This window comes from Pseudolabrys taiwanensis (assembly GCF_003367395.1).
Taxonomy (GTDB): Bacteria; Pseudomonadota; Alphaproteobacteria; order Rhizobiales; family Xanthobacteraceae; genus Pseudolabrys; species Pseudolabrys taiwanensis.
Genome location: NZ_CP031417.1, coordinates 1095859 through 1121653 on the forward strand (window position 1 = coordinate 1095859; position 25795 = coordinate 1121653).

The 25795-nt window shown below is 61.8% G+C and carries 30 protein-coding genes and 1 pseudogene; 20 read left to right on the plus strand and 11 right to left on the minus strand.

Annotation, left to right across the window (positions count from 1 at the left end):
- Positions 1–265 precede the first annotated feature (265 nt).
- On the plus strand, positions 266–613 hold the full coding sequence (locus tag DW352_RS05205) for a hypothetical protein (RefSeq protein ID WP_162826792.1): 348 nt from the start codon (positions 266–268) through the stop codon (positions 611–613).
- Between the two features lie 139 nt (positions 614–752).
- On the opposite strand, the gene DW352_RS05210 is transcribed toward DW352_RS05205, so the two are convergent.
- Together DW352_RS05210 and DW352_RS05215 are read right to left on the minus strand one after the other, a co-directional pair.
- On the minus strand, positions 753–1115 hold the full coding sequence (locus tag DW352_RS05210; RefSeq protein ID WP_115689164.1) for a hypothetical protein: 363 nt from the start codon (positions 1113–1115) through the stop codon (positions 753–755).
- Positions 1112–1549, minus strand: a complete 438-nt coding sequence (locus DW352_RS05215) for a hypothetical protein (protein WP_115689166.1) — start codon at positions 1547–1549, stop codon at positions 1112–1114. The genes DW352_RS05210 and DW352_RS05215 overlap by 4 nt, the downstream gene beginning before the upstream one ends.
- On the opposite strand from DW352_RS05215, the pseudogene DW352_RS05220 reads away from it, so the two are divergent.
- The 9 genes and pseudogenes from DW352_RS05220 to DW352_RS05255 all read left to right on the plus strand — a co-directional run.
- A pseudogene (locus DW352_RS05220) lies at positions 1521–1895 on the plus strand (molybdopterin cofactor-binding domain-containing protein); the annotation flags it as partial. The gene DW352_RS05215 and the pseudogene DW352_RS05220 sit on opposite strands and share 29 nt — an antisense overlap.
- Before the next feature lie 225 nt (positions 1896–2120).
- The gene (locus tag DW352_RS05225) at positions 2121–2408 is read left to right on the plus strand and encodes a hypothetical protein (RefSeq protein ID WP_115689170.1); all 288 of its coding nucleotides are present in this window, start codon (positions 2121–2123) and stop codon (positions 2406–2408) included.
- Positions 2405–2950 (plus strand): hypothetical protein, encoded by a 546-nt coding sequence (locus tag DW352_RS05230; RefSeq protein WP_115689172.1) that lies wholly within the window; start codon positions 2405–2407, stop codon positions 2948–2950. Before DW352_RS05225 ends, DW352_RS05230 begins: the two co-directional genes overlap by 4 nt.
- On the plus strand, positions 2947–5580 hold the full coding sequence (locus DW352_RS05235) for a DNA methyltransferase (RefSeq protein ID WP_115689174.1): 2634 nt from the start codon (positions 2947–2949) through the stop codon (positions 5578–5580). The genes DW352_RS05230 and DW352_RS05235 overlap by 4 nt, the downstream gene beginning before the upstream one ends.
- Positions 5581–5611: 31 nt before the next feature.
- A complete protein-coding gene (locus tag DW352_RS26700; RefSeq protein WP_162826793.1) occupies positions 5612–5824 on the plus strand; it encodes a hypothetical protein in 213 nt (70 codons plus the stop codon).
- A 10-nt stretch (positions 5825–5834) separates the two neighbouring features.
- A complete protein-coding gene (locus DW352_RS05240; RefSeq protein WP_115689176.1) occupies positions 5835–7649 on the plus strand; it encodes a helicase HerA domain-containing protein in 1815 nt (604 codons plus the stop codon).
- A gap of 9 nt (positions 7650–7658) precedes the next feature.
- Positions 7659–7904: a hypothetical protein gene (locus tag DW352_RS05245; protein WP_115689178.1), complete on the plus strand. Its 246-nt coding sequence runs from the start codon at positions 7659–7661 to the stop codon at positions 7902–7904.
- Between the two features lie 32 nt (positions 7905–7936).
- Positions 7937–8254 carry a hypothetical protein gene (locus DW352_RS05250; protein WP_162826794.1) on the plus strand — a complete coding sequence of 106 codons (318 nt, stop codon included), beginning with the start codon at positions 7937–7939 and terminating at the stop codon, positions 8252–8254.
- Positions 8251–8457, plus strand: coding sequence for a hypothetical protein (locus DW352_RS05255; protein WP_115689182.1), 207 nt, complete (start codon positions 8251–8253; stop codon positions 8455–8457). The genes DW352_RS05250 and DW352_RS05255 overlap by 4 nt, the downstream gene beginning before the upstream one ends.
- Positions 8458–8649: 192 nt before the next feature.
- On the opposite strand, the gene DW352_RS05260 is transcribed toward DW352_RS05255, so the two are convergent.
- A complete protein-coding gene (locus tag DW352_RS05260; RefSeq protein WP_115689184.1) occupies positions 8650–9024 on the minus strand; it encodes a DUF930 domain-containing protein in 375 nt (124 codons plus the stop codon).
- A 218-nt stretch (positions 9025–9242) separates the two neighbouring features.
- Between DW352_RS05260 and DW352_RS05265 the strand changes: the two genes are divergently transcribed.
- Positions 9243–9530 (plus strand): ribbon-helix-helix domain-containing protein, encoded by a 288-nt coding sequence (locus DW352_RS05265; RefSeq protein ID WP_115689186.1) that lies wholly within the window; start codon positions 9243–9245, stop codon positions 9528–9530.
- A 1517-nt stretch (positions 9531–11047) separates the two neighbouring features.
- On the opposite strand, the gene DW352_RS05270 is transcribed toward DW352_RS05265, so the two are convergent.
- Positions 11048–11407: a hypothetical protein gene (locus tag DW352_RS05270; RefSeq protein ID WP_162826795.1), complete on the minus strand. Its 360-nt coding sequence runs from the start codon at positions 11405–11407 to the stop codon at positions 11048–11050.
- A gap of 283 nt (positions 11408–11690) precedes the next feature.
- Positions 11691–11963, minus strand: a complete 273-nt coding sequence (locus DW352_RS05275) for a hypothetical protein (protein WP_115689190.1) — start codon at positions 11961–11963, stop codon at positions 11691–11693.
- Positions 11964–12136: 173 nt separating this feature from the next.
- On the opposite strand from DW352_RS05275, the gene DW352_RS27570 reads away from it, so the two are divergent.
- On the plus strand, positions 12137–12400 hold the full coding sequence (locus DW352_RS27570) for a hypothetical protein (RefSeq protein WP_115689192.1): 264 nt from the start codon (positions 12137–12139) through the stop codon (positions 12398–12400).
- A 473-nt stretch (positions 12401–12873) separates the two neighbouring features.
- On the plus strand, positions 12874–14070 hold the full coding sequence (locus DW352_RS05285) for an HNH endonuclease (RefSeq protein ID WP_115689194.1): 1197 nt from the start codon (positions 12874–12876) through the stop codon (positions 14068–14070).
- A gap of 223 nt (positions 14071–14293) precedes the next feature.
- Here the strand turns inward: DW352_RS05285 and DW352_RS26705 are convergent, their stop codons facing one another.
- From DW352_RS26705 to DW352_RS27280, 5 genes are all read right to left on the minus strand, one after another.
- A complete protein-coding gene (locus DW352_RS26705) occupies positions 14294–14857 on the minus strand; it encodes a hypothetical protein (protein ID WP_162826796.1) in 564 nt (187 codons plus the stop codon).
- Entirely contained in the window at positions 14805–15122 is a 318-nt protein-coding gene (locus DW352_RS05295) for a hypothetical protein (RefSeq protein WP_115689198.1), read from the minus strand. Before DW352_RS05295 ends, DW352_RS26705 begins: the two co-directional genes overlap by 53 nt.
- Entirely contained in the window at positions 15103–15771 is a 669-nt protein-coding gene (locus DW352_RS05300) for an acyl-homoserine-lactone synthase (RefSeq protein WP_115689200.1), read from the minus strand. The genes DW352_RS05295 and DW352_RS05300 overlap by 20 nt, the downstream gene beginning before the upstream one ends.
- Positions 15772–15969: 198 nt before the next feature.
- The gene (locus tag DW352_RS27675) at positions 15970–16221 is read right to left on the minus strand and encodes a beta-barrel domain-containing protein (protein ID WP_483469168.1); all 252 of its coding nucleotides are present in this window, start codon (positions 16219–16221) and stop codon (positions 15970–15972) included.
- A gap of 95 nt (positions 16222–16316) precedes the next feature.
- Positions 16317–16583, minus strand: a complete 267-nt coding sequence (locus tag DW352_RS27280) for a hypothetical protein (protein ID WP_245434326.1) — start codon at positions 16581–16583, stop codon at positions 16317–16319.
- Between the two features lie 1353 nt (positions 16584–17936).
- Here DW352_RS27280 and DW352_RS05310 point away from each other — a divergent pair.
- The 6 genes from DW352_RS05310 to DW352_RS05340 all read left to right on the plus strand — a co-directional run bounded on the left by DW352_RS05310 (position 17937) and on the right by DW352_RS05340 (position 23749).
- Positions 17937–18947, plus strand: coding sequence for a hypothetical protein (locus tag DW352_RS05310; RefSeq protein WP_162826797.1), 1011 nt, complete (start codon positions 17937–17939; stop codon positions 18945–18947).
- 684 nt (positions 18948–19631) lie between these two features.
- Positions 19632–19988, plus strand: a complete 357-nt coding sequence (locus DW352_RS05315) for a hypothetical protein (RefSeq protein WP_115689204.1) — start codon at positions 19632–19634, stop codon at positions 19986–19988.
- Between the two features lie 437 nt (positions 19989–20425).
- Positions 20426–21217 carry a phytanoyl-CoA dioxygenase family protein gene (locus DW352_RS05325; RefSeq protein ID WP_115689208.1) on the plus strand — a complete coding sequence of 264 codons (792 nt, stop codon included), beginning with the start codon at positions 20426–20428 and terminating at the stop codon, positions 21215–21217.
- A gap of 404 nt (positions 21218–21621) precedes the next feature.
- On the plus strand, positions 21622–21996 hold the full coding sequence (locus tag DW352_RS05330; protein ID WP_162826798.1) for a hypothetical protein: 375 nt from the start codon (positions 21622–21624) through the stop codon (positions 21994–21996).
- 221 nt (positions 21997–22217) lie between these two features.
- The gene (locus DW352_RS05335; RefSeq protein WP_115689212.1) at positions 22218–23093 is read left to right on the plus strand and encodes a DMT family transporter; all 876 of its coding nucleotides are present in this window, start codon (positions 22218–22220) and stop codon (positions 23091–23093) included.
- A 17-nt stretch (positions 23094–23110) separates the two neighbouring features.
- The gene (locus tag DW352_RS05340) at positions 23111–23749 is read left to right on the plus strand and encodes a TetR/AcrR family transcriptional regulator (protein WP_162826799.1); all 639 of its coding nucleotides are present in this window, start codon (positions 23111–23113) and stop codon (positions 23747–23749) included.
- On the opposite strand, the gene DW352_RS05345 is transcribed toward DW352_RS05340, so the two are convergent.
- Positions 23746–24417, minus strand: coding sequence for a TetR/AcrR family transcriptional regulator (locus DW352_RS05345; protein ID WP_115689216.1), 672 nt, complete (start codon positions 24415–24417; stop codon positions 23746–23748). The two genes, DW352_RS05340 and DW352_RS05345, sit on opposite strands and share 4 nt — an antisense overlap.
- A gap of 164 nt (positions 24418–24581) precedes the next feature.
- On the opposite strand from DW352_RS05345, the gene DW352_RS05350 reads away from it, so the two are divergent.
- Complete coding sequence (locus DW352_RS05350) at positions 24582–25787, plus strand: MFS transporter (protein ID WP_115689218.1); 1206 nt, start codon at positions 24582–24584, stop codon at positions 25785–25787.
- Positions 25788–25795: the final 8 nt, after the last annotated feature.

Below are 25795 nucleotides of genomic sequence, written 5' to 3' on the forward strand. Positions count from 1 at the left end.
AGTGCGCCGCGCCGCAGAGAGAGCCTGCCATGATGCTTCCTGGTCACCGCCTCCGCATAACCCGTGGGATGACATACGTTAACGTCTGCCCATGGCCGAGCCGTGTTTCCCTCTGGATCTTGGGCCTGGCCTGTCGCGCCTGTGATAGGCGTGTGGCGAGATCGCCCCACGGCCACTGTCCACGATTTCTAGCGCTATCCCTCTTGTCGAGAGAAGGCGCCCGGTACCGAATGACGCAACTTCTACAAGCACCGAGGGGCGAGTAGTGCCCGAACAATACCGCCGCCCTCACCACCACGAACGCGTCAAGACCACGGAAGCGATGCAGCGTGCATGGGAGGCTGAAGCCGACGCGCGCGAAATGGTGCTGGCCTTCAATGTTCGGCGTGAGCAAGGCCGGCCAATATGGGCATGGCCCACGATCGCGGCGGCCATCACAGCAAAGCATCCGTGGGTGACGATCCTGTGCGAGAGCTGCGATAGCACGACCGATTTGGATCTGAGGATGAAGCCACGCCCGGCGGAGGTCTCGATCCGCGCCGTGCTTCGCGAGGTCAAATGCCCGCGGTGCAATGGTCACGGCCGGCCACGGATCGTGCGGCTTTCGCAATGATAGCGCGCTAGAGAGCCGTTGCCATTGATTTCCAGGAGACCACCGCGAGACAGCCGGTCGGAAATGCGGTCAGCGCCATCACTGTGCCGGCAAGCGAGCCCTTGCAGACACCTTTCGGCGCGACGTCGACAGCTAGTCATCACAGTGCTCCTACCGTATGCCATTCAACGTTGATGTTGCCCGCCTGCGGCGAGAGGTTCTGGATATCGAATCCGGACGTCGACTTGTTGCCGCTAATTGCCGCCGGCCCCGACATCGTAGCGCCAACGATCATGTGCGAGATTGTGTAGGAGGCCGTGCCGTAACTGAATGGAAGTGTGACGTGGGCACTCACATTCTGCGCAAGTGACGAAACCGACCCGTTGCAAACGGCAAAAATCCCGATGTCGGTCCGAACGGTGAAGGCCGTAATAACGTTACCATTCGACATCCCGCCGAATGTCTTGTTGACGACCGTCTCGTTCATCGAAATGAACCCGGTGCCGTCGTAGCTGATCGTCACCGAAGCGCCGGGATTGACGAGGAAGGACGCCCCCCCTCGATAAGCAGGCCGCCCGCCGGATTGATCGTAAGCGCCCCCTGCCCCGCCGCGTGCCCGTTCTTAACGGTCGTGACCCATCCCGCCACAAGACCGCTCGACGGCAGCGTGTCGACCATGGCCGATCCGCCGTTCGTGCGATACACGAACTTGCCGCGATCACCCGCAACGAAAGTGCGATTTGTGCCGGCAACAGCGACTTTCTTGCGGGCCTGCTCAGGCAGAGCCGTGACCGGATCGACAACGACGCTATCGCCCGGCGACAACGTCGGTGAACCGCCCGATGCGATACCAGCGAAAATCGACACGAGCTGAAAGCGCGTGCCGTCATAGACGAGATCGAGAATATCGCCAGCGGGACAGTCGCCGCTCCAGGCGGCGGACGCCGGCCGCGTCATCAACCCGATGCAGTGCCGTGGCCAGATCGAAGGCGGCGTGGCGCAGGCCATGGGCGCGGCGCTGTTCGAGGAAGTCATCATCGACGCCGACGGCAAGGTGACGACCACCAGCTTCCGCACCTATCACCTGCCCGCCTTCGGCGACGTGCCGCGGACCGAAGTGCACAGCCTCGGCCCACTCGGCGCCAAATCGATGAGCGAGAGCTCGTACAACCCGGTTGCCGCCGCGTTGGCCAATACCCTACGGGACGCAACCGGCGTGCGCTTCCATCGCCTGCCGCTGCGGCCGGACCGGGTCTATGCGCGGCTGAAAGAGGCGGAACGGGAAAAGAACGCGCGCGCTTGACCCGCGACGCGGGCAATCGGCCGATCTCTGGAAGGATGACGGATGGAGATGGTCGGAGCGGCAGGATTCGAACCTGCACCAACCCATTGAAATTACAACTTCCGATTCTGACATCCCCCGCCGCAACCGGGGCAACGACCGGGTAAGCCGAGGGGGCGATTCTGAAAGCCCGCTCGCTCCCGTACTTGCTGCGCTCTACCACCTCGGCCGCTTGCGGGTGGTGTGATGCCGAAGTTCATCAACGCTATCACCACTCGCACCGATGCCGAGTGGCCGGCGGACCATCCGCTGCGCCAGGTCGCCCGCGTGCTCACCAACACGCAGGCCGAAAACGCCGACTTCCTGATCTGCACGAACGCCGGCGTGCCCCGGCTGCCGCCCGCTCCCGACGATCACGAGATCTTCACGACCTGCTGCAAGTGCAGCACCGCGATCGTGCACCGCGCCAGCGCGCCAAAAGGCCCTGCCCCCATCTGCCTCGGCTGCTGGGAAAAGCTCGGGGGCGCCGAATGAGCAAGCGCTCCGACATCATGATGGCCAACGAAGGCCAGTTGCTCGTTGCCGCCTCGAATTGGGGCAAGGATGCTACGGCCGAACATGCTCGCGGCATCATCGACGGATGCTTCAATGCGCTCGTCCGGTTCGAGGGATCGGAAGAGACGGCCAAGTTCGCCTTTGCGGTCGCCGATCGCGTCGCGGGCGCGCTCAAGACGCCAACGGCTTGGCCGCTTCGCGCGGATGAGCAGGCGGCATCGCCGACGCCCGGTCAGACCCCGCCGGCGCCTGCGCCGACGCTCGGTCCGCCTTCGCCGACGCCGGTGCCGACGCCTAGTCCGCTCCCGCCAGCGCCAGCGGCGGCTGCCAGTAGCGACCTGGACGCGTCCGCCCCCGTGGGTGGGCCAGGCGCTGTGGTCATGCCAACGCCGGCGCCTCCGCCGCGCCAATACGGCTACTGGACCATCTTCACCATCGGTTGGTCCTTGGGCGTGCTCGTCACAGCTTGGATCACCCTATCGCCATTCGTCGCGCGGCTGCTGGCGGGGGGTGCGCTATGACCACCGAACCGCTCGAGCTCCCCGCCTTTCTGCCCCGCCGCGGCGACACGCCGGCGCCGGCCGCCGACAAGGACGCCTACACCACCTTCCTCGAGGAGAAGGTCAAGGTCGCGCCGCGCGCCGGCTTCGACGTTGACCCGGCCGAGATCAACCCCGCGCTCAAGCCGCACATCAAGGTGGCTGTGCAATGGGGCCTCGCCGGTGGCCGCCGCGCGCTGTTCTCGCGCTTCGGCACGCAGAAGACGACATGGCACCTCGAAATGATGCGGCTCACCGCGCGCCACACGCGCGCACCAACGCTGATCACGTTGCCGCTCGGCGCCCGCCTCTCGTTCTTCAAGGATGCCGAGAAGTGGTTCACCGGCAAGCACGCGGTGAAGCTCAATTTCATCCGCGAGGACAAGGACCTCGATCGCGAGGCGATCAACCTCACCAACGTCGAAAGCGTGCGCGAGGGCAAGATCGATCCGCGCCGCTTCGGAGGGACCACGTTCGACGAAGGCGACATCCTCCGCAACATGAACACCAAGACGTTCTGGACGTATGCGGAGCGCGCCAAGGAGGTCGCATATCGGCACGTCGGGACCGCCACGCCGGATCCTCGGGACTATTCCGAGTTGCTCGCCTTTGCCGGCTATCTCGACATCATGGACGTCGGACAGGCGCGCACACGCTTCTTCAAGCGCAACAGCGAGCGCGCGGACGAACTGACGATCCACCCCCACAAGGAGCAGGAATTTTGGCTGTGGGTGGCCTCGTGGGCGCTCTTCATCCAGAAGCCGTCGGACGTCGACAAATCGTTCTCGGACGAAGGCTACGACCTACCGCCGCTCGATATCCGTTGGCATGAGGTCCCGACCGACCACCGCGACGCCGGCGCCGAGGCCGACGGCCAAATGCGGCTTCTGAAGGATTCCGCCGCCGGCGTGCAGGGCTCGGCGAAGGAAAAGCGGGACAGCCTGCCGGCGCGCATCGCAAAGATGCAGGAAATCCGGGCCGAGGCGCCGAAGGCGCATCGCATCCTCTGGCACGACCTCGAGGCGGAGCGGAAGGCGATCGAGAAGGCTGTGCCGTCGGCGGTCACGGTCTATGGCTCCCAGCCTCTCGACGAGCGCGAGACCGCCCTCGTCGACTTCGCCGAAGGCCGCATCCAGGAGCTGGCCGGCAAGCCGATGATGATCGGCTCCGGGCCGAACTTTCAATTTCACTGCTGGTGGGCGGTCTTTGTCGGCATCGGGTGGAAGTTCAAGGACATCATCCAGGCGGTGCACCGCCTCCAGCGGTACGGCCAGACGTTCAAGGGCTTCCCGAGGAAGAAGCCGAAGGCGGTGCGCCTCGACTTCATCTTCACCGAGGCTGAGCGCGAGGTGGTGCGCACGCTGCAGGACAATTGGCGCCGCTACGAGGAACAAGCCGCGCGCATGTCGGCCCTGATCCGCGAATACGGGCTGACCCAGCTCGCAGTGCAATCGGTGCTCACCCGCACGATGGAGGTGAACCGCGTCGAAGTGAAAGGGCAAGCCTTCACGTGCGTCCATAACGACTGCGTCGACGAGCTGCGGCGCATGCCGGAGAACACGGTCGACTTCATCATGACGTCGATCCCGTTCTCGACGCAATATGAGTACACCCCGAGCTATCGGGATTTCGGCCACACCGATGATGATGAGCACTTCTTCCGGCAGATGGGCTTTCTGAGCCCCGAGCTGCTGCGGGTGCTCAAACCCGGACGAGTCTTCGCGGTCCACTGCAAGGACCGCATCGTCGAAGGCTCCCGATCGGGCCTCGGTTTCCAGACTGTAGCCCCGTTCGGCGCCCGCACGCTCATGCACTACATGGCGCATGGCTTCGCGTACCTGGGGACCAAAACCATCGTCACCGATGTGGTGCGGGAGAACAATCAGACCTATCGGCTCGGCTGGACCGAGCAATGCAAGGACGGCACCCGCATGGGCTTCGGCCTGCCGGAATACCTGCACCTCTTCCGCAAGCCGCAGAGCGATCGCTCGCGCGGCTATGCGGACGAGCCGGTGGTCAAGACCAAGGAGGACTACACGCGCGCGCGCTGGCAGCTCGACGCGGCCGGCTTCGGCCGATCGAAGGGCAACCGCTTCCTCACACCGTCAGAGCTGGCAGCCTTGCCCTACAAGGGCATCTTCCAGAAGTGGCGGGAGTTCTCGCTCGCGCAAACATACGACTTCGAGCACCACGTCGCCTGCGCGGAGGCATTGGAAGGCGCCAAGAAATTGCCCTCCGACTTCGCGCTGATCCCTGCGCACTCTTGGCATCCCGACGTTCTGACCGACGTCACGCGTATGCGGTCGCTCAACACGATCCAAGCGGCCAAGGGCAAGGAAAAGCACCTCTGCCCCCTGCCCTTCGACATCGTCGATCGAGCGATCGCGCAATACACGCAGCCGGGCGAGCTGGTGCTCGACCCCTTCGGCGGACTCATGACCGTTCCCTACTGCGCCATCCTGCAGAAACGCCGGGGCCACGGCATCGAGCTCAATCCGGACTATTTCCGGGACGGCGTGGCGCATTGCCGCGCGGCCGAGGAGAAGGCGGCAACGCCGTCACTGTTCGATCTTTTGAACGAAGAGGCCGCGACGTCCGAAGCGGCGGAGTGAAGTGTCACGCGTGACAGGTCAGAGGCACGGCATGAGGGCATTCGAAGTCAAAGTAGACGGCTATTCGCCAATCATCTTCGGCGCAGAGACGGCCGCAAAAGCGCGATGGCGAGCTTTTAGCCAGTATTCGTCGGTCTACGTCTGTTCCTTCCGTCGGTTCCTCTCGATCTCCAAGGTGCGTCCCGTCCCGATGCCCGAGGGCGTCGATCCGAAACGCCTTTTGCTCGGCGTTGCCCAACTTTAACGAGGAAAATATGAGCCATCCCATACCGAGTGCAGCGCTGGACGATCGCCTTGGCTTCCTGGGCACGTCTGGCAGCGGCAAGACCTACAATGCCGGCGTCGCTGTCGAGCGCTTGCTGTCGAAGAAGGCCCGCGTCGTCATCGTCGACCCGCTCGGCGTTTGGTGGGGCCTGCGTCTCACCGCCGACGGCAAGCACGCGTCGCCCTACAACGTGGTCATCTTTGGCGGCCCGCGCGGCGACCTTCCGCTGACCGAGCACGCCGGCGCGTTGATCGGCGAGACCGCTGCCACCATGGCTGAGAGCTGCATTCTGGACCTGCGCGAACTTGGTTCGAAGGCAGCCGAGCGCCGGTTCATGACCGCGTTCCTCGAAACGCTCTATCGCAAGGCCTCTGGTGAGCCCTTCCACCTGGTCGTCGACGAGGCTGACCTGTTCGCTCCGCAAAAGCCGGCCGGCGGAGACGAGACCCTGCTCGGCCACATGGAAAACATCGTCCGCCGCGGCCGCGTTAAGGGCTTCATCCCCTGGCTGATCTCGCAGCGGCCGGCGGTGCTGAACAAGAACGTCCTCAGCCAGGTCGACGGCTTGTTGGCGTTCAAACTCACCGCTTCGCAAGATCGCGATGCCCTCGATAGCTGGATCGAAGGGCAAGCCGACAAGGCGCAAGGCAAGGCGATCAAGGATGCCCTGCCGACGCTCCAGATCGGTCAAGGCGTGGTCTGGCTGCCCGGCCGCAGCGTGCTCACCACCGCGAAGTTTCCGCAGAAGGAGACTTTCGATAGCTCACGCACGCCAAAGCGCGGCGAAAAAGTGAAGCGCACGGCCGCACTCAAGCCCCTTGATCTCAGCAGCCTTAAAGGGCGGCTCGTGGCGGTCGAGAGCGAGGCGAAGGCCAACGACCCGAAGAAACTGCGCGCGGAAATCTCTACGTTACTTGCGCAGAAGGCGGCACTCGAGAAGCTCATAAACCAAGACGCAAGCAAGCAGATGGCGGATAACGCTACCACCAAGGCGGCGGAAAAACGGGGATTTGAGCGGGCCAAGACAGAGGCGATCAGGAACGCGAAGGCTCATGTCGCCGAAGCCCTTGCGGCAATTCAGACCGATGTCGATCAGATGAATTCGACAGCGAAGGGCGCAATCGAAGTCTTCCGGATGGCCACGGCCGAGCGTCTGAAAGCGCTGATGCGCGACAAGGACGCTCTAAAGCCCATCTATGCACCGCCGCCCGAAGCGGCTCCCCGCCCCACGCCGACCGTCGCGCCCCGATCGCCGTCTCCTGCCAAGCCGGCTACCCCGATCGTCGTTCCGGGCCAATTGCCGACCGGCGAGGGCTTTTCTGATGGCCGCGATGGCTCCTACGAACAGAAGCTCCTCAACGCCCTCGCCGAGCTGAGAGCGTTAGGCGTCACTGATCCGGCCCGAGAGCTTGTCGCACTCATGGCCCGGTACAGCCTGCATACCAACAAGGTGAAGGCCGCTATCGTCGCCCTAAAGAACGACGGTCTGATCGAGTACGGCACCGGCACGCTCAAGCTTACCGATGCCGGCAGCGCTCGAGCGATCCCTGTCGACGTGCCGCGAGATGCTGCGGAAATGCGGGCGCGCATCACCGCCATCCTCGGGGAGCCGACCGATAAGCTCCTCGCTCATCTGACATCGATCTACCCCGAGGACTGTACGCGCGAGGAGCTCGCGGCCGCCTGCGGCTATTCGATCCACACGAACAAGGTCAAGGCGGCGATCGTGAAGCTCAAAGATATGGGTTTCATGACCTATCCGTCGCAAGGCCGCGTTCGTGCCGATGCGTCGCTGTTCTTCTGAGAGGCCTTCATGAAAGCCACCATCCAATCCACCGACCGTGTCGTCTCGATCTCCGATCCGACTTGCGCCTGCGCCACCCTCCAAGCGCGCGTATGGGAGGGTGTCACCGAGAGCGGTGTGCCGTTCGTCGCCTACATCACCATCGTTCAGGTCCACCGCAAGGAGGACAACACTGAGTTTGAGCGCGAATTACAAGAGCATAAGGCGCCTGACGCCAGCACGTTGCGCGCAATCGATTCGCGCTTCGTCCTCTAAATGCCGGGACCACGACTGAACAGGAGTAAACAATGCCCGATATGAACTACATCAATTCCCTCTCGCTGGACGATCTTCGCCGAGAATTGGCTTGGGAGATCGACCTGCGCCACGCTCTGATTAAGACGTTCCGCGACTTGCCCGAAAACCCCGAGCCGCTCGCGCTACGCGCCCTTTGTGAACTTGCTTCATGGGATCGGGACCATGAACTTGGGAAGAAGATACAGCGCGAGCACGGGCTTGCCGCCGTCCCTCCGAAATCTGAATACGAAGATGCCGCCGGCCTATGGGCTCGGATACGTCCCGTCCTCGCGTCGCCCGCAGCCTTGTGGAACGGAAAGCCACTATGAGCACCACCACCCCACCGGCCACCAAAACCGCTGACGTCACGATCGAACTGAAGGTGACCCATAAGCATCCCGCCTCCCCCGACATGAACGCCGCCGGCGTGAAGCTCGAACTCGATAATGCGATCGAATTCGCTACCGCCGTCCGTCAGGCGTCGCCCGCCGAGGGCACGATCACGATCGGGAAGCAGAAGTTCAAGCTCTGATGGCCAGCCGCGCCGATATACTAGGCCGGAGTGATCAGGCCCCCGCACATCAAGGCTGCCCAAACCTCCCGTCGCACTAATTGGCAACACGGAAGTCACCATGAACCGAGAGCTGCACTTGGATTGCGCGAGCTTGGGGCGAAAGCGGGAACGCCCGCCACCTCTTTAGGCCACGGCTCATAGAGGACCTTGTCACCGCCACAAATCAAGTGACGACCACTTCGACTGCGGGATCATGCGCCCGATCATGTACCGAAACGATTTTACATGTAGATGGTCTGGGGTGCCTACGCAGACAAATGACAGGTGATACCAATTTCCTCGAGAGCGGAATGCTGCACCGTTGGCGATTAAGATGTCGCCATTGTGAATTGGACTAACGCTAACATTTGACTTTGCCCGGTCTGCGTCAAAGCCTCGGCGACTGAGCTGGTTCATTGCTTCGAGATCGCATATCTGTTCGAGCCTAAGAGACGGATCCAGGCGCCTAAGATTCGCGAGCAATCGGGCGTCGGCAGCCAACGCAGATGACGCAAGCAATAATAAGCCGCCGAGCAAAAATATCATCCGCAATAGAGCTGTCCTCCAATTCAGGAAAGCGACCTAAGGGAGCCGCCGCGAGCTATGGCCATTACTCGGTAAACGTCATTCGAATAAAGCCGCCGTCTTAGCCTAAGAGGCACAGCATGTATGTTCGCCATCTGGACCGGTGTCGACAGCCGTACTATGCTCTTCCTTCACTCGTAACCGCAAGGTTCACTCGGCCCATGCCAACCGAAACGGTCATGCATTCGGCGACGCAAGCACTTGGGGACCCCTCGAACGCTATAAAGAAGCGTTCGGTCTCCATCAATGGAAGACGGACCAGTGTGTCGCTTGAAGAGCCGTTCTGGATGTCGGTGAGAGCAGCGGCGATGGAACACGGAGTGAAACTGTCGACGCTATTGAATCACATTGAGTTCTCGCGAGGCCCCAACCATCTATCGTCGGCGATACGTGTATTTGCGTTCCTGTACGCCAGCGGTGCCATTCCGAATGCAATGTGGGATTCGCTCCATAGCCGCTCGCGCTAGGGCATTTCGGACATGGGCATTTTGCGCAGGGGCGACAGGTGACGGAGAGCGGCAGCATTTAAGTCACGCCCCGTCTTGAAATAGCGCCCCATCAGCGTCAACGGACCTTATCGCCGCGTGCCCGCATCGCCCACAGGTGAACCGCTGTTCTTCGTACTTCGGGCCTAACTTCGGATGCGGCGACCGACGCGTCAACAGCATTTGGCCATCACACAGCTTGCACGCAAGCACGTCGTGGGCGCCGAAACTCCCGGGCTTTTGAGTTACGAGATACATCGCCCTACATCAGCGCGAAAAACAATCCATCCACGATCAAATCGTAGTTGCTAAAGAACCATCATGCAAGGCTCTCGTCGTTGAACGGCCTTCGCTAAAGCCCACGCAATACATTCTCGACACGTGCGATGAGCTCGCGAGACTCAAGGATAAGCTTGCGGGAGCATTGGACGGTATCGACCAAGGTCCGGCTGACATTCACGACGTGCCGATGATGTTCAGCTATCTCCTCGAGGAGAAGGCGAAATTCAAGCCGAACCATGCTGCCATTCCATATTGAAATATTGAAGCCTGAAGCAAAATGGGTCTGTCAACCGCCAACGCCACAGAAGGTGCCTACGATGGTGATGATGAGGTGTGCGCCTCCTAATCCCATTCCACCTTAGTTTATCAAAGGCGGGAACGATGCGTTAAGCGCTTTTCTCAACGCGGCGTTTATAATGAAATGCTAGTGCGGCGGAATGACCATAATACCGTTCCCCTCGCGACGGCTTCGCCCCCCCGGCGACGGAAATCAGCGCGTACATTGAAACAGGCCAGGGGGAACCGGTGCGCTGCATGGTGTGCGACCTGACGTGGAGAGGAGCGTTCATCAAGGCGCCAGACGTAATCCTCCCAGATTCGTTTGCTTTGCAGCTTCCCGGATTCGGCAAAAGCAGCCGACAGTGCCGAGCGGTTTGGCGCGAGGGGGATATCGTAAAGGTGGAGTTTGAAGCTTTGGCTTGAGCAAGGCGCCAACGGAAGCGGCCGCCCCTCGAGCTCGGCAATGATCGCCGCCTACACCTTGCGCCCGCGAGGAAGAGGTCGCGAACTCGGGCGGCTCAATCGCGCTTGGGAGGCTGTTTAAGGCTCATTTGCCGTATAAGATCGCTGTCGCCCGTCGAGATTTCACACACGGGGCAATTGAACGTCCGATATTCCTTTCCCGGTCCATCGGGACGAATGTGGGCGAGCCACATCTCCGATCCGCACTGCGGGCAAAGAGGCCGGTCGATTTCGGATCGTCGGCTGGATTCGGATTGCGTGTGCGGCATGGTCCCCTCCCTGTTCGTCAGGCGGGACCACGTCAGGGTCTCTCAGCCACGCACGCCCAGGTACTCTGCGGGGATAATAACGCGCCCGTGCAAAGGTTCGAATTTAAATCGTTATTGCAGTGCGAAAAAGGTTGCCTTTCGCGTCGCGCGCGTGGGCGCACGATCGCGCCTGCCCTTTGGTCGAAGTAGAGATTGCACATGGTCGCACTATCGGGCTGGCGACTGCGCCAGCCCGACGATGCGCGGCCGGCCGTGGCCGTTGCAACGCGGGCAGCGGACGTCGCGCAGAACGACCCGAATCGAAGCTTCGGGGTCACGCGGCTTCATGCGCAGGTCCAGGTCGGTGAGGCCGCCGCAGCTATCGCAGACGATGGTCACCCACGCGTGTTTTGCCGTCAGCGCGGCGGCGATCGTCGGCCAGAACCAGACGTCGCGCTTTTCCGTTATCCGGACGTTAAACTCGCGCACGGTGGCCAGCGCGTCGGCCTCGGCCTCCCAGGCGCGCTTCATGCTTTCGATATTGGCGACACGCTCGTGGTGGTGTGGTCGGCGATACGGGGGCGGCATTGGAGGCCTCGTCGGCGCGGGCGCGCATGTGGTCCCTAATAACCATTCAATAGGAAGGCCGCCAATGCGTTATTTCGGAGGCGCCGCGACAATCCCTCGGCGGACCCCAATTTAGCGAATCTCCGGCGGCGGCTCCGCGCCCGCCCGGCCCCTCCTGACCCCCTCAAACGCAAAAAATCCGCCCCCGGCGCGCGGCCGAGGGCGGATGAGTTGCCGGGCGGATACCAGGCTGGGGAGAAAGGTTAGGCGGTCAGGCCATCACGCGTGACAAGCACTCCGCTCATCACTGCCGCCTGGCCTCGAGCGAGCGCAGCCGGATCTCCAGGTCGGCCACGCGGGAGCCCTGCGCAAGGCTGCCAGCCTGGATGCCGGAGACGTTGGCCCGGATTTCGCTGAGGGCGTCATTCTGCCGGTCCAGCTTGGTCAGCACGCGATCATTGCTGGCGGCGAGCCCAGCGAGCTGAGCGGTCGACGTTCCCCAAGCGATCAATGCCGCCGCGAGCGCGGCGATCACCGGCCAATTGTGTCGGATGAAATCGCCAGCCTTATCGGTCATGTGCCTATTCTCACGTATGAAATATCTTATCTGTCCGCAAATGCGGCACGTATCTTCTCGTTGCAGGACTGCGCTTTTTCGAGGCGGCTGATCGATTACCCGCGGCAGGGCTTCGTCGCGATGTCGCCGTGGGCGGACGAACTGCTCGCCGGAACACAACTAGGAGCGGCGGCATGATCGATCGCCAAGGCGGCCGCATCGTCATTGAATGCGATAGCTGTGATGAGACCTTTGATGGCAACAGCATCGAAGGGGACGGCGACGACTGGCAAGAGGTCTGGCCGGCCGCCAAGGCCGAAGGCTGGACGTCGAAGAAGATCGGCAATGAATGGGTGCACGGCTGCCCGCATTGCGGAGTTTACATTTCCGCGAAGGCCGGCTCAAGCCACACGCTGTTATCGTCGTTGCGCACGGTCCGGCCATCACGTGATCGATAGCGGACCAGATATGGCGGGTCGGTAAGGATGAAGTCCGCCGAAGCGGACGCCATCCGGCGCATGACCTCCACGCAATCACCGTGGACCACGGTGTTGCGCGGGCACCAGACGAGAGGGCTCATCGGACCACCTCCAGCACAAGCTCGAAGGCTTCCCAATCGATGCTGTGGTCGAAATGCACGAAGGCGTGCATATCTTCTGCGCGAATTTCCGCCAATCTGTCCGACAAAGGTTGCCCTGCAACCCTGCCCCTCTGGCGAAGAGCGGGGGTAGCAAGCGCATAGCCGAGGGGCTCCCATGCTGCACAAGCGAAGCGCGGAAGCTTGGGAGACGGCTTGCGCGCGCGAGGGGCAGCGCCCCTTCCGACTCTTATGTGAGCCGGGCAAACGCTATTATTCAGGAGGACTTTTCCCATGTGACGGCATTTGAGTTAGGATGGCCACATTCATTGCAACTTGATTGACCGTCACGAAATGGAAAGCAGAACCTGCATTTATTGTTGTGAGATCAAGCCCGACAACGAGTTTTCTGAGGAGCATATTATCCCTCAGTTTATGGGCGGCTCCTCCGATTGCAAAGAAGCGGTCACCCGCGACGTATGCCAGCGGTGCAACTCAATCTTCGGCCGATACGTTGACGCGCCGGTCGCAAAGGCATTCTTTCAAAATTCCGTCGAGTACAATGCGTGGGAATCGTGCTTCGACTACGCCCCAGACTCGGGCAACGTCTTTCCCCTCATTTATTTCGGCCTGAACCGCAACCTCGCCCTCGAGGACGGCGAAGTCGCCGAGGTATGGCTGGCGCCCGACGGAGGCACCGCGTGGCACATCCACGAGGATCACGGCGAAGACTTCGACACCTTTGCGGGCGGCGATCCGGTCCGACGCCGCCGCGAGAAAACAGGCCGCGTTTATTCGTTCCTTGCCTCCGAGCACCCCTATTGGTTCTTGTCGAACATGAGGTCGGTCCAGAGCCATTTCCACGGCGAGCCTATCTTTCTCGGCACGGAGACCGATCTGGAACACCAACTGCCGAGCAAGCGCATCAAGGGCCGGTTTTGCAGAAAAGATCCGGAAGCACAGGCAGAGCGGGCTGCAATCAGAACTGTTATTGACACGCAAAAGCCGCTCAACAACCGCGTGCCGATGGACCTCCTATTTGACGTCCGGTTCCTCGCAAAGCTGGCAATCGGCTTTGGTCATTCCCTCTTCGGCCCGGAGTACGGCGACCTGCAACACACCGCCACGCTGCGCAGGCTTCTGCAAACCAGGAGGTCAAACCTGGACACCGCATCGCCGACCGTCCGAATGAAAACCTATTTCACTAACCTTCAGGACTTGTCGCTCAAGCCCTTCAGAGTCCCCGCCGGATTTGTCTTCTTCCTCACGGCGGTCAAGAAGGACGCCGTGCTCGCCATCATATTCCCCAGCGGACGCACCGCTCAGGTTTCAATCACGGACAGCGCGGTAGATGCCGCCTTCAATGCCGCAGACAAGCTGAAGGAAGAGCGCGTCTTTGTCTCATTTCCCCAACTTAAGCGGACGATCGGCCCAATATCGATGTTCGAATACATCGCATGGAGGACGGCCTCTCACCGCATACCGACGCTGGATCACATCCTGCGGCGGCTGACATCACGCTCCGCAATGCCGGCGCTCAGGCAGCGCTAATGCTCTTCATAAAGAGGGCATTTGGCGAACGGCGCGGAGCCAATTGCCAGCCCCGAGACCGGAGAAAGGGTAGCCGCAGGAGCGTCAGCATAGCGCCGCCAAAGGCGGGACGCGGGACCGACTGCCCCCGGCGAGGGGTGCCATATCGCGCAAGGGATCGTCACCGCAGGCCGGGACATAGAAACGGCCGCAAAGGTCGGACATGCCGGGGTCGGTAGCCGGCTTACCACCAGAGAGCATTCCGAAGCGTTGCGACAGCGCCGCGAGGCTTGCCGAGCTTCTTAGTCGTATTTGTTATGCCGTCAATACCGATGCCGTCCAAGAGTTTCGTGTGCATTTTGTTGGACAGCTTGGAGTTCTTGCGTCGACACATAAATATCAGCAAGACCTCTAAGGACCTTAGCCATTCCTCACTGATCCCGACTGAAAAACCATTGTGCACGCCTTTTGGCTTCGCAAGAAGGTGCAAGATCAAGGTGCCTTTCATGTCAGCCCAGTCGCGCAGAATCTTGACTTTGTTAGTCGGGTTGAAAACTTCGGCACGGAATCCTTGATGCTTAGTAATGCCGACGTACAGAGGTTTGTAATTCCTGCCGTTCCTGAGTGAAAAAATGTAGGCGCCTTGTGCCCAAGAAAGCTCCGCCCCAACGTCGTCGTCGATCGATGCCCAAGCATCCTTCAGATCTTTTTTTTCGAATGGAAGGTAACGCGGAATCTCATATGGCCCATAACGGCTATAGAACTCTGGTGATTGCTTGCACCGTTCGCTGCAACGGCTGCTTGTCATACTCCAAGTGCAACGCTCTTCCGCCCACCTCGCGGACACGAAGACGCGAAAGCATCCCATGCTTCTCGAAGAACTGCAGCAGTTTCGCGCGTTCCTTGTCCGGCAATGCCGTCATACACCTTACGATCTCAAATAGGTCCGGCTCCTGCATCAGGTAATGGACCTCCATCAAGCGCGGCAGCGTACCCGCCCGAGCGAGGATGTCCCGCACGATGTCGATCGCGTGCAGCTCAATTTCGCGGTCATCAGGCGACGGCTGGGACATGTCTCGCCCCCGGGATGAATGGACGAACGGGACCGCGCTGCACCAACGCGGAGCGATGCTCAAGGCCGCGATCAGCGCGGATGCCAGCAAGCGCCTCGGACGTGACATCAATCAACACGGCAACCAGCCATTCGCCCTCGTGCACATCCGGCAGGCCGAGCGCCCGTACCCGCCAGCCGTAGTTCAAGAACTTAGGCAGCCAGAAGGTGTTCATCAGCACGGAGATGCCCGACAGGCCTTCACGGAGCCCGTAGTCGATCATCGAGGCAATGACCGTGCTGCCGATCTTGGAGCCCGTGTGCTCCTCGCGCCGCTCGGGCACAACGAATATCCGCGTCCACTCGGCAATGGACGGCGCGCGCGGCACGCCTCTCTGCTCGGCGAAGCGCGCAAACACGTCGCCAATCAGATGCGGTCCCGTCGTCGGCACGAGTCGCAGACCGCCAACCACGCGGCCGGCCTCGAGCCCCAGCAAATAGACCGTGTCATCGGTGTCGAACTGGTCGTATTCGCGGTTGTCGCTGCGCGGCGTCAGCCCTGGCCAGCGCAGCTCCTCGATGTAGATGCGGTGGCGTATCTGGTGGTGCTCGTCCAGCTCGCGCTGATAAAGATGCCGGTTGGCACTGGTGATGATGTGCACGTCAAGCATGCCGTCCCCCGATGGCAAGACTCCCCGGGGGATGCTCGGCCAGGTGCGATTCAACCGTAACCCTCAAAATTGAGGGGTTGACGCTAGAGCGAGATCTCGCCGCGCCGTAGGCGCCCGCCTACCGGCGGAGCCGGTCAACGGCGCGACCATCGACTAGGCTGACATTGCCGCAGTGACCCCACATCAGAGGACACCGCCCTATCTTTCTCGAAACGCTTTCTCAATTTGATCTCTGAGAGGCTTTGTCAGATACGATATAACTGACCGCATCTCAGTCTGGATGAATGCTTCCACCGGCATACCCGGCACTATCTTGAGGCCCTCTAGGCGTGCCACTTGGTCGGCCGACAACACAATACGAACAGCGTAATAGCGCATCGACTGGCGGCACGCTCGTATCGTTTCCACCAATTTGGCCTCCGGTATAGTTCGCGCCACTGTAGTTGCCATAGGTCGGAATAATGCTAGAAGACATAGTTCCCCAGTTGATATTGGACATGAGACCCTTCGCCCGAAAATGTCTGATTAGTTCGTTGTCGGCCGATTTAGTCGCGGCAACCCGCCGCGCGCCACGCCGCGATGAACTTGTCCGCGACGTTCCAGCCGTAGAAGCTCACGGCAAACGATCCCGGCTTGAGCACGCGGTAGGAGGAAACACTGCCTTGAAGAAACGCACAGCGACAATGACCGATACGTGGGCTGTCACAGTGGCCCGAAACGGGGACGATGTCGTAACCATCGAAACCAACTGCTTGTCCGGCCGCGATCTCCGTCCCGGCGATGCTGAGGTGATCAGGACGGCTGCCTATCACTTGCTCGCCTTCATCGGCGACGAATCCGCAGGATTGTCATGTGTCGCTGGTCGCCTCAGCGTCCCGCCATCGATAGGCAGCATTGAGAGCGGCTGCCCATAACCTTCCATCGACCAGCGCATCCGCGCGCCCTGCCGCAAGCGGCGATGAAAATCGTTCACTGCGGATCAGTCGTGAATTTCTCCAGCGCCGCGTCGTCGCACACCTTGTGTGGTCTCGGGGCGATCTTGCGACGGCATGCACGGCCGGCCGTTCATGTCGGCCGATCGACCGTCGGAAAATGTCGCGTTGTGCTGACAAAAGCCCTGGCAAAGCGAGAATAGTGGCGCGTGCCGCCCGCCAACCAAAACTGGGTGCGCCCTACGGCGCGATCTGGCGTCAGGCCGACGACGTGAATTTGTCGAACTTTCGCGAGCATCCTGAGTATCTGACGCCAGGTAGAGAGCTTCCTGCTCCAATCCACTCTAGACGCGTTCCACGTCGCCATTCCGCTCACGTTCTGCGACGCACGTGCCCCTGAAGCGAGCGGCAATGGCCGCCTCGACCCGCACACGGCTCAAGCTGAACCGTGTAGCGGCGACATCGCATCGGTCGCCGCACGCGCAAAGGCGCGACCCCTGCTTCCACAGGGGCTTGCGCGACTTTCGCAAATCAGAGAATCTGTCCGCGGGTGTGGAAACCCGGACCAGCGATAGGCACGCTCACGGTTAGCGCCGTTGAAGCTGCCGAGGCGCATGGGGCCTTGGCGGCTCCTAGCGCAGTAGGACGCCTTGGCGGGCGCCCGACCACGGCCATTATGGCCGGGGGCGGTGCGCCATGTCCAGGCGAAAGCTAAAAGCCGCCGACCTGTCTCGCTGGCAGGTTTCCAACCCCCGGCTGCCGGTCCGCTACCGGCGACGGCTGTGGAAAGCCGAAACCAGCGAGCATCACATGACGTCACCAGCACGAGCAGACGCCCAGGCGCTACCCGCCTGTGCGCACGAGACCACTACTCCACCCCCGAACCCTGTCGAGAATGTCGCCGCGGCCGCCGGCCGTGCACCTGTAACCAGTTCGCGTAGGGGTTTTCTAATGAACACCGTTGTGTCTGTTGCGTCGCTTGCGTCTGCCTCTGCCATGGCCGCGCCACCGAACCTCTCGCCGGCGTCTACCGAAATCCACCCGGACGAGAAGTTGCTTTCTTTCATCAGTCGACTGAAATCGCTACGAAGGCGCCTCAAGACGGCAGACGACGCATGCAGCAAGACTCGCGCTCGCGTTAAGGCAGCCGAGTCACAGCTTCCGCCACTGCCTCCGGAACCGGAGCCCCCGTCGGAGTATGCGGATCTATGGCAGCGTATTACGAACGCAGAGATGAAAGTGTTGTCGGATAAACATCCGCTCGCGGTCTGGGAGCGGGACACTTCCGATGCGCGCACGGCGATCCATCGGATGCAGCGAGATCGACAAGTCGAACTCGATGAACGGTGCGGCGTATATACGGCAGAAGATGAATTCGACGAAATCTGGGACGAGATGCAGGAGGTCGGCCGGGTGGTCTATGACACACCGGCTCGTACACTCGACGGACTTCGCGCTAAAGTTCTGGCGCTTAAGCTACTTGCATGGGCCGATGACGTTGATGACGAGTGGTGGCCGTCGATCCGGCGCGACATTCTCACAATCTCGCGCGTCGGTTCAGCATCGATCGTCGTCCAAGACGAAGCCCTCAGCCCCTCGGAAAGCGACCCGATTTTCGCGGCTATTCAGCAAGATCGTTCTGCTTATGAAGCATTTTTTGCACGGTGCCGGATCGAGGACGAGATGAGTGAGCGCGGCGAAAAGCGTGCTTGCGCTCCTGGCGATTATCGCACTCCCGAGATGGTTGCCGCTGTCAATCGATCGCGAGCCGCCCGCGCAGCGTTGGCGAACACTACACCCACTACGCCCGAGGGACTTGCGGCATATTTGAACTATGTTGTCGAATGGTCGTTTGACGAAGTGATGTTCGGCGACGATGAGGAAACCCAGATCTTCATCAGAACATTGCGGCGCAGCGTTTTTGAATTGCTTTCAGCGCTGCCGAGCGCCGACCGCACAGAGCCTCCGGCCGATGATGAAACACCGCGGTTGATCGCCGCGCATCGCGCAGCCTTCGCAGCCATTGCAGGGCCCGACGATGTGATAGACCAACTCTCGGACGCTGAGGACGAGCATCGCACCGCTCTTTGGGCAGCGCGACCGACGACCCGAGCGTCGCTTGACGCCTATCTCGAATATTGGGCCGATCTTGCTCGTCGAGATGGCGACGGCTTCCTCGTCAATGGCCGAGCGTTTTCGGACTTCCTTTCGAAGCTCCGTGTCGCCTTCGCGGGCGCGATCTGATTGAGCAAACGCCCCCGCCCGCTGCAACGCGGGCGGGCACCCGCTGCAAGTGCCGTTGAGAAACGAAAATTTATTGGCGATGAATTCAATAACACATCGCCAGACGCTCATGATCCACCCAGCGGCAGGCATACGAGCACTCAAAGGTCGACGGGGTGGCCACGTGCGAGTGCCACCTGATGCCGCACATTTTCAAGGAGCCGTGCGGCCGCCCCCTCACCTACGGCCGCATCCGCTACGAGCACATCAATCCGGACGCCATTTCGCGCGACAACAGCCTTGAGAACTGTGCCGCCTTGGTCACTGAATGTCGCGCTTCAAGACGGACACCTATGACGCCCCAACGATCGCCAAGATTAAACGCGTGGAGGACAAGGCCCATGGCATTGTAGATCCTTGGAGAAAGAGACTTCCTGGCGGCAAAGACGACCCGTTCAAGTTCAAGCTCGGCTGCCGAAGAATTGTGGATCGTCGTACTGAAGAGCCCTGGGGAGCAAACCGCATTTCTACCGATAGGCGAGATGCCTAACGTTATAATCGTCGCGCTCGCTTTAGCTCGCTCGAAGACTGCACGTAGTTCAAATGGGAGATGCGTGGGCGATTGCAATAGCTGCTCACGTAGCGCTAAAGTAGCTCGCCGCCGGTCATTATCAAAGCATTTGACCGACTGCTGCGAGGGCGACGATGCTGCATCCCAAAGAGCAGGCAGAGCTGGACCGGCTTGCAGCCGAGCTGGCTGGCCCTCGCTCAAACCTGAATCCGCTCATCACGGCCGTCTTTTGCGGAACGGCTGTGTACATGATGCTGATGGTCTTCTCGACAGTGACTGGGGCGGGTCCCGAGTCGGCAGGTTTCGCAATTTTTGTGTTCACTGTAACGGCAGGTGGTGGCGTCTATTACTTGATAGATTGGCAAGACACAGTCTGGCTCAATCGACGAGACAGGTTTTATCGTAAGCTTTTAGCTGAACGCGAATTGCAGGAAGAGCGCTCGCGCACATGGGCGATGCGCCTAGCCAGGAGTCCCCAGTCTTTGGAATAGGCCCAGAGCCGCGGTGGCTAGTGCTGAAGCGACCCAAGTGCCTACCGGATGTCCACACGTTGCACGATCGACAAGTCGCGATCGGCCAATCTTCTTAAGCGATACGGGCGACGCTCTCGTTGCCGAGGATGGGTAGCAGGATGGGTAGCTGCGCCGAAATCGTCCTAAGTAATTGATTTTAAATAGCTCCTATTTCCCACCCCTTCCGCCAGCGCCGTTTCGCTTCCTGAAATAGCAGCAGCTGCTACAGCTTGCGTCCAATCTGCGCCATTCGGTCGCCTTTCTCTCTCGCGCGTGAATGCCTAATCATCATCGTATGAAGTTCATCACTCTCAATCGCGCCGCCGCATTCCCGCTGATCTGACCGGGACATTTCGGCTTCGTCGGGCGCGGCCATCGACCGCCGCCCATTGATCTGCGTCGTTGAGAGAACCTCCATGAAACCTGAACCCATGCACGCGCTGAGCGCGGCAGACATCGAATCGTTCGTTCGCGACGGCTTTGTTCGCATCAATGCCGCATTCAGCAGGCCGACGGCCAAAGCGGCGCGATCCATTCTATGGCCGGCCACGGGCTGTGACCCGGATAACCGCGCGACCTGGACGCGACCGGTCGTCCGCCTCGGCCAGTTCGGTCAGCCTCCGTTCCGGGACGCGGCGAACACGCCACTACTGCATAACGCGTTCGATCAGCTCGTCGGCCCCGGTCGCTGGCTGCCGTGTGTCGCGCTCGGCACCTTCCCGGTCCGCTTTCCGTCATCAGAAAACCCAGGGGACGTTGGTTGGCATGTCGACATGAGTTTCGGCGATGATCCCGACTTCATGGAATGGCGAGCCAACATCTCCAGCAAGGGACGCGCATTGCTGATGTTGTTCCTATTCTCCGATGTCGGCCCCTACGATGCGCCGACGCGGATCCGCATGGGCTCGCATCTTGATATCGCCCGCCAACTCGCGCCTGCGGGCGAAGCGGGGTTGACGCTTCGGGAACTCGCGGCGGACGGATTCGCAGCGTCGTCCGGTCGGCCGGAGGTATTCGCCGTCGGTGAAGCCGGCACCGTGTATCTGTGCCATCCCTTTCTCGTGCATGCCGCGCAGCGCCATCGCGGGACCGAGCCGCGCTTCCTTGCACAGCCTCCGCTCATCCCCCGGGAGCCGATCTGCATTGATCGACAAGACGGCATTTATTCGCCCGTTGAGCAGTCGATCCGAACGGCAATCGCCCGCTAAAGAGCGCGCTTCGTCCGCTTTCCTGCATCGCCACAGCGGACGGAGCCTTGCGGCGCAATGTACGCCTGCATGACGAGCACAAGACCGCTCAAGAGGCGCACGCGGCGACGGAAAAGCCATGCGCGAGCGGCGCAACGCGCATGAGCGGATTCGGTCGCTCGGCCCGGCAATCTCTCTTGGATGAGCGGCGAGGCGTCTTCTCGATAGCCTGCGCGGATATTGCCGTGCAGCGGCCGAATGCTGAATTGATCGATGTCGGAACTCGACACACGGCGCGCGCCTCAGTCGGTCGCGAAGGAGAGCCGAGTCGGAAGGTCGGACGACGCCAGGCAAGCGCCGCTGGCAGATTGCCGGTCGGATGGGCTATCAAGCGACGACGCCGACCTGCACGAGACCCGTCACCCATGCGCCTCACACCAATCGTATTTGCTCTCGTCCTGTCGGGGTGCTCGGCGGTGCCGCCGCTGCAGCCCTCGCCGGCACCGGCGGACTACGTCGCGCAGGCGACGCGGTTCCTCGTGAACTATCCGAAGTTAGCAACGCAGGGCGCCCTTATCTCGCAGCTGAAGGCCACGCAGCCGCCGCAGCTTTACGACTGGTTCGCCTGCGTCAAACTGCAGGACGGAAAGATCTACGCCATCTTCTATGCCAATGAGAAGGTGAGCGACCTTCGCGAGGTCGTCGCCGTCGACCGTTGTCCGGACGCCTATTCGCCGCTGCCGCCGGCACCGAAGCCGCCGGCGAAGAAGCCAGCTGAAAGAAAAAAGCCCGGCGCCTAGTCTCGGCGGCTGCCAAGCCTCGGCCCTAGCATGCCCCTTCGTCCGGGCAGGCGCGCCGTCGTTGCTCCCATCACGGGAATGAGACCGCTTGTCTAGCCCGATACCGGTTTGGACGGCATCGCACGCGCTTCATGCATGTCGTAAATGTACGACTAAGTACGTAATTGATACGATAGCGTACAAAATGATAGAGCCCTGCATCCGACTTCTGCAGGACCGTTATGAATCCGAAAATCTTTGCCGCCGGGGCCACGATCCTCTGGGGCTTCACCTACATCACCACCACGACCATGCTGCCGCACAATCCCATTTTCATCGGCGCGGTGCGCGGCCTGGCTGGCGGTCTGCCTCTGCTCGTGTTCGTCCGCGAATTGCCGCCGAGGGACTGGTGGCTGCGGATCGTCATTCTCGGCACGCTGAACAGCGGTTTGTTCTTCGGCCTGTTGTTCGTCGCCGCCATCCGCCTGCCAGGCGGTGTCGCGGCGACCTTTCAGGCGCTCGGCCCGCTTTTCATGGTTCTGCTCGCGTGGCCCGTGCTCGGCGCGATCCCGGCCGTGACCAAGATCGCTGCGGTCGCCGTGGGCGCCGTCGGCGTGGCCATGGTCGTGCTGAAGAGCAATGCCGGCATCGATTTGATCGGCGTTGCCGCGGCCCTCGGCAGCGCTCTTTCCGTGGCGCTCGGTGGCTTGCTGGTGCACAAGTGGGGACGCCCGCGATCGCTGATCGGTTTTACGGCGTGGCAGTTGCTCGTTGCCGGCGTTGAGTTGAGCGTCGCCGCCATCGTCTGCTCCGACCTGCCGGCCGGCATTACCGCTTTGAATGTTGTGGGCTTCGTCGTCCTCGGCCTATTCATCACCGCTCTCGCCTTCGTCCTGTGGTTCAAAGCCATCGAAGGCGCGGGCGCCGCTCACGTCGCACCGTTCTTTCTGCTCACCCCGGTCACAGCTTTCATTCTCGACGCCGCGTTTCGAAGCTTTGTTCCGAGCCCGGTCCAAGCGGGTGGCGTGGTTCTGGTGATCGCGAGCCTGCTTTACAGTCAGCACGTCGATCGGCGTGCCTTTCGTCCGGCGCACCATCACGCGCATCCGAAGAAATGACGACGGAGCGATATGACATGATCGCAGACGAAAGAGACGCCTCCGCTTCGCGTGCAACCTCGAAAGGCCTTGCGCGGCGCGACAAGATCGTCGACACGGCGACCGACCTCTTTCTCGCGCAGGGCTACGATGCCGTGACGATCGATGAAGTCGTCCGGGTCGTCGGCGGATCGAAGACGAGCGTCTACAAGACGTTTGGCGGCAAGGAAGGGCTGCTCAGCGAAAGCGTGCAGCAGATGTGCACGAATTTTCTTATCGCCTTCAACCAGCTCGATGTCTCGCGCTTGGGGCCGGCGGATGGTCTGCGGGTCCTCGGCGCGACATTGATGCGCACATTGCTCGAGGACCGTCACATCGCCTTCCAGCGCCTCATCATCGCCGTATCCGGCCGCTTTCCAGAGCTTGCCCGCGTCTGGTTCGAAAGCGGCCCTGGCCGCTCGCGCGCAGCCATCGCCGCTTTTATCGCCGCCAAACAGCGGAGCGGCGAGTTACGGCCAGTTGCTCCAGACATTCTCGCGATCCAATTCCACGACATGATCGTCACCAATGCACTCTATCGCGCGCTGATGGGCGAAAAGCCGGCTTGGCCGGAGGTCGAGCGGTGGATCGACGCGGCGATCGACACCCTGCTGCATGGCTGCGCGCGCGCCTCTTAGCCGGGCACGCGGGGCGCGGCCGTGCCGAAGCACTGCGCGATCTGCGCCTCGAACAACGCGCCGATATCGATCGGATGCGACGGGTCCATGATGCCGTTGTTGATCATGCCGATCCAAAGCGGCGCAATGAGGAGATGCGGATGACGCACCAGTGTGTCGTTCTTGAGTTCGCCGCGCTCGCGAGCGATTTGCGCAAATCGGCGGATGTGCGCGAGTAGCGGATCGTAGGCTTGGCGCCGATAGACATCGGCGAGGAACGGGAAGTGCGCGCCCTCGGCGACGACCAGACGCGCGACGGCGGCACGGCCACCGGTCTCGATATTCCGCACCGCCGGTAGAAGCGTGCGCCGGAAATAATCCGCCACCTTCTCCTGCGGCCCGATCTCCTGCTGTTGCGCCTCATCGAGCGGGTTGGTGATCACGTCGCGGACGATGCCGGTGAACAGCGCTTCCTTGGTGTCGAAGTAGAGATAGGCCGTGCCCTTGGCGAGGCCAGCCCGCCGCGCGATTCCCGCCATGGTCGCGGCGGCAAAGCCGCATTCCAGGAATTCGGCCATCGCCGCCTTAATGATCGCCGCGCGCGTCCGGGCCGTCTTTTCCGGGCTCGGTCCGCGCGTTCGCGCGGCCGCCTTGCGCGGCGGCGCTTTCGCCTGCTGTTTGGCCACCATCGGCTCTCCTCCCGACTTGCAAAGGCGCGCCCGAGTTTATAAATGACTTATCGGTCATTTATAAACCGTCAACAAAGCGCTCCGGGCGGCCTCGCGGCGCCTTCTAAAGTCGGCCGTGGGCTGCGGTCGAGCTCTGCCTAACATCCGATCAAGGATTCCACGTTGTGGCCAATACCCGCACGGCGTCGTGGCTGCCTTTCATCATCGTGGCGCTGTCGCTTGCGGCGGGCGCCATGGGGACAGGCCTCGCCAGCCCGCTCTATCCGCTCTACGAGCAGGCTTGGCGCATTCCGCATTCGACGACGACGGTCATCTTTGTCGTCTACATGGTGGGTGTGCTGGCCGCCTTCCTGTGCCTCGGCCGCCTCTCCAACCATATCGGGCCGGTGATCGTCCTGCGGGCGGCCCTGGTGATCGTGCTGCTCGGCCTTGGCGCGTCCGCGGTCGCCGACGGTGTCGCGACGTTGAGCGTCGGACGAACGTTGATAGGCATCGCCTCCGGCATGATCACGACGGCGGGAACGACCGGCCTCCTCCAGATCGAACCGGGCGGGCCGCGCCGCGCGCCACTGGTCGCCTCCATGACGACCATGGCCGGCTTCGGGGCCGGCCCCCTGGTCGCGGGCCTCGTCGCGCAGTTCGCCCCCGCGCCGCTCGTGACGCCCTACCTCGTCGTCATCGTGGCGATCGCCATCATTCTGGTCGGGCTTTGCTTCGTGCGCACGGCGCTGCCCGTCCGTGTCGGCGCGAGGCTGTCGTTGCTGCCGAAGCTCGGCTTTCCCCACGCCGGCGCGCGCCCGGGCTTTCTCGTCGCGTCCTTTTCGACCTTCTCGGCCTTCGCGCTGTTCAGCCTGCTGGCGGCGCTGGCGCCGTCATTCCTCGGCGCGTTGCTGCCCTGGCACGGGCCGGCGGTCAGCGGCACGGCCATCGGCGCGGTGCTGCTGTGCTCGGCCTTGGTTCAGCTGCCGGCGCGGCGCCTGCCGCCGCGGCGATGCCTGCCGATCGCGCTGTGCGTGATGACGGCGGGCGTGTTGCTGCTGGCGGCCGCGATGGAGACCGGCGGCCCGGTCCTCTTCATCGTCGCCATCGTCACCATCGGCGTCGGCCACGGCCTCATCTTCATGTCCGGGCTCGTCGTGATCAACACCGTCGCACGGCAGGAGCATCACGCCGGCATCCTGGCGACGTTTCTGAGCATCGCCTATCTCGGGACGATCGCGCCGATCCTCGGCGTCGGCTATCTCGCCGACCATGTCGGTCTTGCGTCCGCGGTCGTCGTCTTCTGTCTGGCCTTCGCGGCCTTTTGCCTGCTGCTCTTCGCCTTCGCGCGGACGGCGCTCGACCCGGAGCGGCTGGCGCAGACAGAGTGACGGCTTCC